Source organism: Paenibacillus sp. Soil766 (genome assembly GCF_001428105.1).
In the GTDB taxonomy this organism is placed as follows: Bacteria; Bacillota; Bacilli; order Paenibacillales; family NBRC-103111; genus Paenibacillus_E.
Window position 1 is genome coordinate 1 of the sequence record NZ_LMSJ01000059.1, and the last position, 9,999, is coordinate 9,999.

The following is a 9,999-nucleotide window of genomic DNA, read 5'->3' on the forward strand; positions in this document are numbered from 1 at the left end:
ATTCCATGTAATTTATAGCCTGATTGTAGTGAATCCACTGCACGTGAAGAAAAGTAAAGAATTAGATGACAATTCTCCAACAAAGAATGACATTAAAGATGCGAAAGTGATCGCACAGCTGGTCAAGGATGGGAGATACGCCKTACCGAGTCTTCCCAAAGGTATTTATGCCGAACTGAGGGAAGCGATGAAAATTCGCGAACACCTAACAACTGACCTTTGTGTTGTGCAAGCACGTGTCCATAACTGGTTAGATCGGTATTTCCCAGAGTTTCTAACGGTCTTCAAAGATTGGGAGTGCAAATCTGCCATCCAAATGCTAAGCCTTTATCTAATGCCGCACGAGCTTGTTCATGTGCCGGATACAACCTTACTACAGCACTTGAGAGAAGCTGCAAAGCGCGGGCTTGGTCTAGGTAGAATCATGAGTCTGAAGACAGCAGCAAGCCGTTCTGTCGGYATAAGAGAAGGTTCGGAGTTAGCCAAAATGGAGTTAAAGTTACTGCTGAGCCAGTACGAATGGTTTCAAAATAAGCTTGAAGAACTGGGGACAAAGTTGGATGAACTGCTCATGCAGATWCCACATGTGCAACTATTGATGGCCATAAAAGGGATCGGTAGGGACACCATTGCAGGTTTTCTAGCCGAGGTAGGCGACATTACTCAATACCGTCATCCCAAGCAGATCACGAAGCTCGCTGGGTTGAACTTAAAAACAAACTCATCAGGTACACACACTGGACAGACGAAGATAACGAAGCGAGGCCGAAAGCGCCTTCGTGCTTTGCTTTTTCGTGTGATGATGCYGTTAGTCGCTAAAAACGGAGYCTTCCGGGCTTTGCATGAGTATTACACCAAACGACAGGTGAATCCGCTCAAGAAGATGCAATCTCTCATTGCGTTGTGTAATAAGCTTATACGTGTCTTTTTTGGCATATTAACAAAAGGTTACGAATTCAGTGAAGAAAAAATGATGCAGGATATCCCTCGATTTACAGAGTTACCGCAAGCCGCTTAAATANGTCTTTTTTGGCATATTAACAAAAGGTTACGAATTCAGTGAAGAAAAAATGATGCAGGATATCCCTCGATTTACAGAGTTACCGCAAGCCGCTTAAATATCGTTACTCAGCGTTGAAGATCTCAGCAAAAGATAGATAACAAGAGCACGGATGAGTCGGAAAGGCACTATCCTTACGGACAAAGATCCTGTCGGGCAGCATATCTGACCTCAACCTCATGGATAGGTTGAATGAAGGAATGTGGGAGCGTAGACTCTGCGAGATGTGGGAGGGTTGACCGCCATGAGTATATGTGGAGATCCAAAGGTGCAACCATACATTACCATTCCATCCATTTTTTAAATTGGGTGGCTTAGGTAGAGAGCCTTTTGTCCATCGGTATTTCCATAAATTTCTTCCTTTACAACTTCATACCATTGAAATGTAATCTGCTAAAAAGAACTGATGGTCAAAACCTGAGAAAACGAGAGAATTTAAGAGCAATGCGTTTCTCCATAGAGGGAGCATTCCTATTATGTAGAAATACGAGTTTTGAAAAACAAAAAGGCTCCTTGGTATGATGTTTATGGATCCTAGATGCTGGCCAGCGAACGGATCCAAATAACATATCAAGGAGACTACATTATGAATTCTACTCAAAATCAGAGAATAACTCAAATCACTCCGGCTACATTAATTATCGGTGTAGACATCGCCAAGTTCAACCACGTGGCTAGAGCAGAAGACTTTCGCGGAGTCGAGTATGGGAAACAATAGCGTTTGAGAACAACTTAGCAGGCTTCGAGAACTTTGTGAATTGGTTCAGAAAGATTATGCTAGAACAGGAATTTAATGATGTTCTCTGTTGTTTTTAGGAGGTACGAGTTAATTGGATAGCACATTGATACTGATACCTTTTTTCTTGGAAAAATACATATCCGAAAAGAAATGGACATTGAAAGTAATCGAGCAATTGTCAGACGAAGATATTGTATGGGCGCCAACACCCGAAAGTAACAGCATTGCCAATTTAGTGACACACATTTGGGGAACAGTGCATCAACGAATTGAAACTGTGTTCTTTCATGTTCCAGATACAAGAGATAGAGATGGCTAATTAACAAATCTTTTGACCGGATCATTGATGCCTTAAATGATCAATTTCGTTTGCCCTATGTATAATGCCGGATTAACAATTCCACGAGTTTACCTCCTACATAAACACCCATCACACCCATAACTGCAGAAAATACAGGTGGTGCTGGCAACGGAAGACGAAACAACTTGAAGATAACACCAACTATCGCTCCTGCCAGAAAGGCGAGAAAAACTTCTTTCATTTATTTCTCCTTTTTTTTATATAGGATTTGTTAATATTTCCTGAAGTATTCGTACGGAAAAAAAACGCGATCTTCCGAAAGAGGTGCTGCGTGGTAGCACTTCTTCGCCCAACTAAGGCAGATTAATGGAGAAACCTCCATTAATTTGTATTAAGGGAATGCAACGTTTTTAACACGATACGTCTATATTGTAATACCCCTCAAGAAGGAGATACCCCAATTGTCTAAGAAATATGTATTTGCGATATTGATGTTTGCTGTTATATTGTTCTTTCTCGGTAACACCATAATAAATTCAAGGTTCTAGTTACCTGATTTACCAGTCGAGGGATTAACGAGAAGGAAGCGTATGAGAAGATATCAAATAGACATAATGATATCAGGTATGTTACTAATAATGACAACTTCAATTGGTATATTTATCAAGGAAGTCAAGAAACTTTTGGGCATGCAATCTTGAAAACTCAAATGAATCGTAGAAATCACTCTATTAGTATTGAGATTGAAGGTATACTCAGTGAATCGTTGTCCTTAACGGTGTATTCAAACATGAATTTATTTAAAATGGATAGGAGGTGCATAGAATGACACAAATTAATATGAATGCAATGTTTGATGCTATCGTAGAGTTGTTTTCGGATGAGGCATCCATCGCGGTTTCGAATACGGAGGAATATATTTATTATCGGGCAAGTAAAAGAATCGACCTGAAAATTAAAAAAGGCGATCGCGTTAAGGAGGGGACGATTACATATAAAGCGTTAACCGGAAAACAAAAGATTTCCGAATTTATCGATCGTGATTTATTAGGTGTCCCCTATTACGGTATGGCAGTTCCGCTGATCCATGAAGGGAAACTGGAGGGATGTGTTTCTGCGATTTTCCCTACACTAACGACCGGGAAATCCGTAGTAACGGTAAAATACCATGAGGGGTGGGTTCCGGTTCCTTTCCCAGATGTGATGTATCTGGAAGCAAGTGATCGCAAAACGCATGTGGTTACTGAAAAACTGACCGGCACACATAAATATACGTTAAATGAGTTCGACTTTCTTTTGCCGAAAGATTACTTTGTGCGCTGCCACCGTTCCTTTATAGTTAACGTTAATTATATAAATGAGATTTACCCTGATACACACTCAACATTGGTATTAATTATGAAAAATAGAAACAAAATTACGGTCAGTCAATCATATACCAGTTATTTCCGGAAATTACTTGGCTTCTGAGTGATTAATCTCATGGTTTCAGGCTTAAATATGCATGGTTCGTCCTGATTTTCTTCATTTTCATCCGAAAAATCATTCCTCCTATTTGTCATTTGTTAAAATGGTGTCAACGACAAATAGGTTGGGGGAGCCTTATGGAAAACGCATTCTATCGAATTCAAAACCACAATCTACATGACAAGGTAGTTTCTGCACAAGAAGCTGCTTCCTGGATTAATAATGGAATGACGCTGGGACTAAGCGGGTTTACTCGGGCTGGAGATGCAAAAGCGGTTCCCATGGCGCTCGCTGAGCGCGCCAGAAATGAGAAGATGAAAGTTAATGTATATACCGGTGCTTCTCTGGGATCAGATATTGATAGAATGTTTGCCGAAGTCGGCTTGCTGAATAAGCGTCTTCCTTTTCAAGCGGATCCGACGATGCGAAATAAAATTAACCAAGGTGAATTTTATTTTATAGATCAACATTTATCCAAAACGTCGGAAATGATTCGTGCTCAGGTGCTTGAACCTATTGATTTCGCCATCGTGGAAGCAATTGCAATAACGGAGGATAACATGATTATCCCGTCAACCTCCGTTGGGAATTCAATGGTGTTTGCTCAACATGCGAAGTCCATTGTTGTTGAAATCAACATGGCTCAACCGCGATTATTGGAAGGACTCCATGATTTGTACGAACCTGGTAAACAGGGGGATCGGTCTCCCATTCCGATAACAAAGCCGGATGATCGGATCGGTTCCTTGGGTATTCCTGTAGACATAGGGAAAGTACGAGGAATCGTATTCACCAACCAGAAGGATTCTCCTTCGACTATTACGTCACCCGACATGGAAACGGAAACGATTGCGCAGCATTTAATAGCATTTCTGCGCCGAGAGGTTCAAGTGGGACGTTTGACGAATCGCCTGGCTCCTCTTCAGTCCGGTATCGGAACAGTTTCTAATGCAGTCTTTCACGGTCTGTTACATTCGGAATTTACGGATCTGGAGGTATATTCTGAAGTATTGCAAGACGCCGTATTCGAGCTAATGGATGCAGGGAAAGTTCGCTATGCCTCCTGTTGTTCCATTACGCTTTCGGGCTCGAAGATGGAAGAGGTTTTCCCGAATTTGGAGAGATACCGCGATAAACTCATTCTAAGGCCTCAAGAGGTTTCGAATCACCCGGAGGTTATTCGCCGAATGGGAGTGATTGCGATAAATACGGCGTTGGAATTCGATATTTATGGAAACGTGAACTCTACACATGTATTGGGAACACAAATGATGAATGGCATTGGTGGATCGGGTGATTTTGCACGAAACTCCCGTATTTCCATTTTCGTCACAAAATCGATTGCGAAAGACGGGAAGATCTCAAGTATTGTACCATTTGTTTCTCATGTGGACCATACGGAGCACGATGTGGATGTGGTCGTCACAGAGCAAGGATACGCCGATTTGCGGGGGTTGGCGCCGAGAGAACGTGCGGAGCTAATTATTGCACGCTGTGCACATCCAATGTACCGCACGCAATTAATGGACTACTACAATGAAGCCCTGAAAAAGGGAGGGCAAACCCCTCATGTCTTGGAGAAGGCGCTAGCGTGGCATACGAATTACGAACAGTACGGGACTATGCTTCAAAAAGTTATGCAAGTAAGGTAACACTGCAGTAAATTGTGTTATTTCTCGACCAAAGTTCACTCTCATATGGTAATCAAAAAAACAAGAAAGGGCCGAAAGACTGTCATTAATATTATCCCCTCAAGTAAACAGTAATAAAGAAAGACACTTACTGTTATAACTTGGAAGGGGATTTTTCGTGAAAAAACAACATAGACTATTAAAAACCCAACGGTGAGCTCAACTTATGCAAGTGAGGAGTATTTTTATGGAAATCAACAAAATGGTCATTAAAGGGTTTCAATTTATTCTAAGTGGATCTTTAATCCTACTTGGATTATTTCTGACCTTTTTTATGCTCCGTGAACTTGGCATTATCATTCAATCTTTTTTTAATCCTATTTTAAACGTTCATGATATTTTGCAGGATATATTAGTTTTTTTTCTTTATTTCGCTTTTATTTCCATGGTTTTAAAATATTTCAAAGAGGAATACCATTTCCCTATACGATATCTTCTTTATGTCGGGATTACGGCAACAATTCGATTTATAATAGTAAACCAAGGCAAACCGCAAGAGAATTTATTATTGTCTATTGTCATCTTTGTTCTGTTGGTTAGTTTTTTACTAGAATCCAAATTGCATAAGCATTCAGAAGATTAACGAGGGAGGACATCGACGCTGAGACAAGTATGTAAAAAGCACTTCAAAACTTAATTATGTTTTGAAGTGCCAAATAAAGTTTTGAAGAAAAGTATATTTACTGTTGGGAGACAATAAAGTCTTGAAGTTATATGGCGTTCACTTAGTTTAGTGAATGCTTTTTTATTTATTTAATAATTAGTTAGAAAATTTAGAGATTAGTATTAGGTAAATATTGATGTTGTCGCGACGACCAGTTGGACTGTAGCAATATTCTGATTCGTAAGGGTACGGTGTAAGATCGCTGACTACCGTTGTTTCCTCCTCGGCCTGCAGGTGCAAGTGTTTGACATGCAGGTCGAGCGATACCAGCCGGCTCAATAAATACAGTCTGAACGCTTGCCGTCTCATCCAGCGCGGCACCGCCAACTTAGAAACTGATGTTCTTAACAGCATCACATGCAACCTGCCAGTAGAGCACGACAAAACAAACCATTCCAATTGAACGGTTCACTCGCGTACGCCAAGCAAAACAGATTTCACTATGAAATTGCTAGCTAAGAACGACCTCAGACATTAAAATTTCTCCTTTATATTCCTCTACTGCAAGTATACCCTTATCATATGCGAGTCCAGTCTGGATATCGTGCGAGAAAATAGCAAAAATCCAACTTTCGATGAGATAAAACTTTATTGAGGTCTTTCGAAGTTGAGCAACCGCGTTCAGATGTAGGTTTATTCGCCAACTGCAGCCGCCGAATTTGATCTTTTATATTGATTCCCGATTTACTACAGCTCAAAGATACAGAATTACAACGCTATGAAGTCAAGTTATGGTTCCTGACCAGTGCCGTTATTATCGGAGAACTCAGGATTTAATAAGCTCGTTTTTCCAAAACTCAATTACAGTATGGTCGGATAATTGCATGGAGGCCCATGAGTTTTTACCCTTAAAGCCTAGATTCTCCATGATTTCCACGATGTGATCCACTTTTGAATTATCTACTCTCAGTTCCATGGATAATGCATTTTTTATGATGTAGGAGTATTCATTCATTTCATCAACAGTTGTTTGAAAACTAGTCATTTTTTCTTCCCCTTTCCTAGATATGTTCATTCCCACGGATACTTTGTGACCAAATAGTGAGCGAAATTTTTACTTGCTTCTCTTCTGGTTTTACGCATTTCCGCGCGGTGGCTTGCAGTCTCGTATAGTTTTCGTTCCTCTTCGGTTTCTGGCAGGATTCGGGGTACAGGGATTGGATTGTTGCATTCATCAAGTCCAACGAAGGTTAAAAACGAAGTTGCAGCTATATCCCTTTTTCCAGTGCGCAAATCTTCCGTAATAACTTTGACGAAAACTTCTATGGATGTTTTACCCGTCCAAGTGACGAAGGATTCCAAGGATACATAATCCGTCGGACGGATCGGTTTCAGAAAATCGACGGAGTCCGTGGAAGCCGTCACTGCCGTCACCCGACATAATTTAGAAGCCGTAATAGATGCGATATCGTCGATCAGGGACATGAGCTTACCGCCGAACATCGTGTTGTGGTTATTGACATCCAGCGGAAACACTCTTGAAGTTTTGAAGCATCTAGTCTCTCTAACGTATTTCTGTTCCAACATTGTTCCTCCCCATCCATTTTTATTATAGAATGCCCTCAGGAGGAATATTTAACATATACGATCACCAAAGATCATTTGACATTTGCAACTAAATATCGACAATACATTTATAACCTTAAAAAGGAAGATGCAACTATCAATCTTTCGTACTCACCAGATACGATTTTGAAAGAAGCAATCATTATAAGGGTTCCCGCGGGGATGGACATATGTTGAAGATCGTATAGAAATCAATGTGTCAAAGCCATTTGAAGAAGAAAAACTACATAAATGGGATCCCAGTGTGCCGGTTGGTTGCAACTTTGCTGTATCTCTCATGAGTAGTGATAGCAATTTTCAACTATGATCCTCATAAGTACAATCACGATGATGTAACCAAATGAACTCATTCTTAAATACGTAATTGCTATTGAACAAATCACAAAATCAAAAGTCTACTATCACCGAGGGAATCACAGTCCGAGGCTTGGGAACACGGGTGACTCTATTTTTATTGCTTGTTTTGGGGCGACGGCAGCGGTTTATAGAGCAGCCAGTTCGCTGTGGTCGAAAAGTGTGGGCACTGGTAGAGGTTCTCGGGGTGCATCTAAGCCATTGTCTTAAACAAGCAGTTCGTATCACCGCAAGGAATAAAGGTCATGTTGGATGAGCTTATACTCCATCCGAGTTCTTTTGTAACCAAGATCCGGTCCGAGTGGACCGATGAAGCTGCCGAACGGATTTTCCATAATGAAAAAGAGAAAAGCCAGAATAAGAGCAGACAACAGATTGAATACCGTTTGATTGAGGGAGATGGACGGATTGTTGGATTATATCCTGACCTGACTGGCATGGTCAGCGTCAACGGGCAAACGGCGCCGTATTCCTTCCCATCAACGACCTCGACCGAGTAAAATTTGTGCTCGATGCCATTCAGATGGATGAACCGAGTGATGTGCGGATTGACTTGGACTTGAAGACGTGGAATGGACAACCGAGTTGCATTGTGCCGGAAGAGATACAATAGTATCCTTTTTGGGTTGTTATCGATGAGCGGGGCAAGGAATATCAAGTGGGCGGAAATATCGATGATGAGTTGGGCGAGGGCAAGAGACATTTTAAGCAGACGCTGCTATGGTCGGGGATGGATCAGTTGCCTGACAAACTTACATTAAAGGCAACGACTGTCGTGAAACGTTAATAGTAAGTCCCCGCCAAATGTGAATATGGCAGCCGTTGCAGGAACGGAAGCTGCGGGAACAGAAGGTGCTGAACTTCTTTACAACATCTTCCATAAAAGTGGTATGCTGCACGCTTCTCTCCACAAGGTCCTTGGGAATTCACTCTCCCAAATCTCGACGGGTCTTTGCCCTCACATTCCTTCGTCCTATCTATCCAAGGTGTGGAGTCCGATCAACGTTAACGGAACGGGTCTATGCCCTAAAGCGTAAAAATCTCGGTACTCCGTGCTTTCTTTGTGAGATCCTGCGAATGAGCCAATTTACGTGTCAGGGGGGTTACGATTTACTTTTTATGCTGCTAACGGTAGTTGTGCTTTATCTATGGAGAATGTTTGTCCTTGTTTTGCCATGGCTACAAGCATCCGGGCAAGTTTCCCAATCAGCTTCATCATAGACTGCATTTTCGTCATTCTTTTCACTTCGGTATTGTGCGTATGCATGGCTTGGAACGCTTCATTGAAAGATAACAGGTGAAACACAGTGAAGTACACTTCGTCAATAATTCGGCAGATCCTATCATACTCTTCGATGAGGTGCCGTAGCTCCCATTTGTCTTCTTCAAGGGCAGTAGTGTCTCCCACGCTATGTCTAGCGAGTGATTGAAGTTCCAAGGCCTTGTTTTTGCCTCGCACTCCGCCTGGTCTGGCCATATATTCACCCCAGATCAGTACCATTTGCTCCGGAGTTAGCTGCAATAGGTCAGAAGGGGCTGGAAACCGGCGCAAAGTGGCTAACGAGCGATCGCTAAAAATATCATCAAATGCTTGTCTGTATTCTGGAAATCGGATATCAAGCCAGCGGTGGATTCTATTCTTAGTCCTTCCTGATTTAACCACCCAGTGCTCTCTGTTTGTAACCATAACCCGTATGCGACGAAATGCTTCATCCTTTGGGGAGAAGGGCGTGTAGAACCCACGGCTCACCGCATCGGCGATGACCAGAGCATCTTTTGGATCGTTCTTGGAAGGTGAGTTATCTCTGTTTTCCTTATTGCGTTTTGTTGTCATTGGATTGACAAGAGCCACATCAATACCCCGATCCACCAACCAGTTGGCAATATTGAACCAGTAGTGACCGGTGCTTTCCATTCCCACAACCACGTCATTCATGCTGTGCATCTTCTGTAATTTCCGAATGCTTTGTTCTAAATGCTCATATCCGGCAAGGTCTTCGAAAATAGAATAGGGCGCTTGGTGAGGACAACACCTCGAAAATTAATAGCTTGTGCTGCGTGTTTCTCCTTGGCAATGTCGATGCCTATGACCAGAGTAGTAGTGCTGATTCGTTCTACACGTTGATTTTGAGACTTAATTGGATTAGACTTCATGAT

Annotated in this window: 12 protein-coding genes and 2 pseudogenes; 9 read left to right on the top strand and 5 right to left on the bottom strand. The window is 41.8% G+C overall.

Features of this window, described 5'->3' with window-relative positions; genetic code table 11:
- From ASG89_RS32670 to ASG89_RS32675, 3 genes and pseudogenes are all read left to right on the top strand, one after another.
- Nucleotides 1-1,018, top strand: a 1,018-nt coding sequence (locus tag ASG89_RS32670) for an IS110 family transposase (RefSeq protein WP_057315530.1), incomplete at its 5' end; no start/stop codon positions are given.
- Nucleotides 1,019-1,646: 628 nt separating this feature from the next.
- Nucleotides 1,647-1,822: pseudogene (locus tag ASG89_RS38070) on the top strand (IS110 family transposase); the annotation flags it as partial.
- A 68-nt stretch (nt 1,823-1,890) separates the two neighbouring features.
- A complete protein-coding gene (locus ASG89_RS32675) occupies nt 1,891-2,118 on the top strand; it encodes a DUF1572 family protein (protein WP_057315531.1) in 228 nt (75 codons plus the stop codon).
- A gap of 55 nt (nt 2,119-2,173) precedes the next feature.
- On the opposite strand, the gene ASG89_RS35215 is transcribed toward ASG89_RS32675, so the two are convergent.
- Nucleotides 2,174-2,341 carry a XapX domain-containing protein gene (locus ASG89_RS35215; protein ID WP_063868270.1) on the bottom strand — a complete coding sequence of 56 codons (168 nt, stop codon included), beginning with the start codon at nt 2,339-2,341 and terminating at the stop codon, nt 2,174-2,176.
- A gap of 584 nt (nt 2,342-2,925) precedes the next feature.
- Between ASG89_RS35215 and ASG89_RS32680 the strand changes: the two genes are divergently transcribed.
- From ASG89_RS32680 to ASG89_RS32690, 3 genes are all read left to right on the top strand, one after another.
- Nucleotides 2,926-3,570 carry a LytTR family DNA-binding domain-containing protein gene (locus ASG89_RS32680; protein WP_057315532.1) on the top strand — a complete coding sequence of 215 codons (645 nt, stop codon included), beginning with the start codon at nt 2,926-2,928 and terminating at the stop codon, nt 3,568-3,570.
- Nucleotides 3,571-3,704: 134 nt separating this feature from the next.
- On the top strand, nt 3,705-5,219 hold the full coding sequence (locus ASG89_RS32685) for an acetyl-CoA hydrolase/transferase family protein (RefSeq protein ID WP_057315533.1): 1,515 nt from the start codon (nt 3,705-3,707) through the stop codon (nt 5,217-5,219).
- A gap of 226 nt (nt 5,220-5,445) precedes the next feature.
- Nucleotides 5,446-5,841: a phosphate-starvation-inducible protein PsiE gene (locus ASG89_RS32690; RefSeq protein ID WP_082593757.1), complete on the top strand. Its 396-nt coding sequence runs from the start codon at nt 5,446-5,448 to the stop codon at nt 5,839-5,841.
- 847 nt (nt 5,842-6,688) lie between these two features.
- Here ASG89_RS32690 and ASG89_RS32695 read toward each other — a convergent pair.
- A complete protein-coding gene (locus tag ASG89_RS32695; RefSeq protein ID WP_057315535.1) occupies nt 6,689-6,907 on the bottom strand; it encodes a hypothetical protein in 219 nt (72 codons plus the stop codon).
- 26 nt (nt 6,908-6,933) lie between these two features.
- Nucleotides 6,934-7,446 (bottom strand): acyl-CoA thioesterase, encoded by a 513-nt coding sequence (locus ASG89_RS32700; RefSeq protein ID WP_028554763.1) that lies wholly within the window; start codon nt 7,444-7,446, stop codon nt 6,934-6,936.
- 641 nt (nt 7,447-8,087) lie between these two features.
- On the opposite strand from ASG89_RS32700, the gene ASG89_RS32705 reads away from it, so the two are divergent.
- From ASG89_RS32705 to ASG89_RS38075, 3 genes are all read left to right on the top strand, one after another.
- A complete protein-coding gene (locus ASG89_RS32705) occupies nt 8,088-8,342 on the top strand; it encodes a hypothetical protein (RefSeq protein WP_057315536.1) in 255 nt (84 codons plus the stop codon).
- Nucleotides 8,343-8,500: 158 nt separating this feature from the next.
- Nucleotides 8,501-8,629 carry a hypothetical protein gene (locus ASG89_RS38345; protein ID WP_268795693.1) on the top strand — a complete coding sequence of 43 codons (129 nt, stop codon included), beginning with the start codon at nt 8,501-8,503 and terminating at the stop codon, nt 8,627-8,629.
- A gap of 25 nt (nt 8,630-8,654) precedes the next feature.
- Nucleotides 8,655-8,879, top strand: a complete 225-nt coding sequence (locus ASG89_RS38075; protein ID WP_157276901.1) for a hypothetical protein — start codon at nt 8,655-8,657, stop codon at nt 8,877-8,879.
- Nucleotides 8,880-8,959: 80 nt separating this feature from the next.
- Here the strand turns inward: ASG89_RS38075 and ASG89_RS32710 are convergent, their stop codons facing one another.
- Complete coding sequence (locus ASG89_RS32710) at nt 8,960-9,778, bottom strand: IS110 family transposase (protein WP_235550015.1); 819 nt, start codon at nt 9,776-9,778, stop codon at nt 8,960-8,962.
- Between the two features lie 35 nt (nt 9,779-9,813).
- Nucleotides 9,814-9,999 (bottom strand): annotated as a pseudogene (locus tag ASG89_RS38080) (IS110 family transposase); the annotation flags it as partial.

Excerpts from the sequence above, each read along its gene's own strand:
- ASG89_RS35215 (WP_063868270.1), bottom strand. The coding sequence starts at position 2,341 with ATGAAAGAAGTTTTTCTCGCCTTTCTGGCAGGAGCGATAGTTGGTGTT.
- ASG89_RS32680 (WP_057315532.1), top strand. The coding sequence starts at position 2,926 with ATGACACAAATTAATATGAATGCAATGTTTGATGCTATCGTAGAGTTG.
- ASG89_RS32685 (WP_057315533.1), top strand. The coding sequence starts at position 3,705 with ATGGAAAACGCATTCTATCGAATTCAAAACCACAATCTACATGACAAG.
- ASG89_RS32690 (WP_082593757.1), top strand. The coding sequence starts at position 5,446 with ATGGAAATCAACAAAATGGTCATTAAAGGGTTTCAATTTATTCTAAGT.
- ASG89_RS32695 (WP_057315535.1), bottom strand. The coding sequence starts at position 6,907 with ATGACTAGTTTTCAAACAACTGTTGATGAAATGAATGAATACTCCTAC.
- ASG89_RS32705 (WP_057315536.1), top strand. The coding sequence starts at position 8,088 with ATGTTGGATGAGCTTATACTCCATCCGAGTTCTTTTGTAACCAAGATC.
- ASG89_RS38075 (WP_157276901.1), top strand. The coding sequence starts at position 8,655 with ATGGCAGCCGTTGCAGGAACGGAAGCTGCGGGAACAGAAGGTGCTGAA.
- ASG89_RS32710 (WP_235550015.1), bottom strand. The coding sequence starts at position 9,778 with ATGAATGACGTGGTTGTGGGAATGGAAAGCACCGGTCACTACTGGTTC.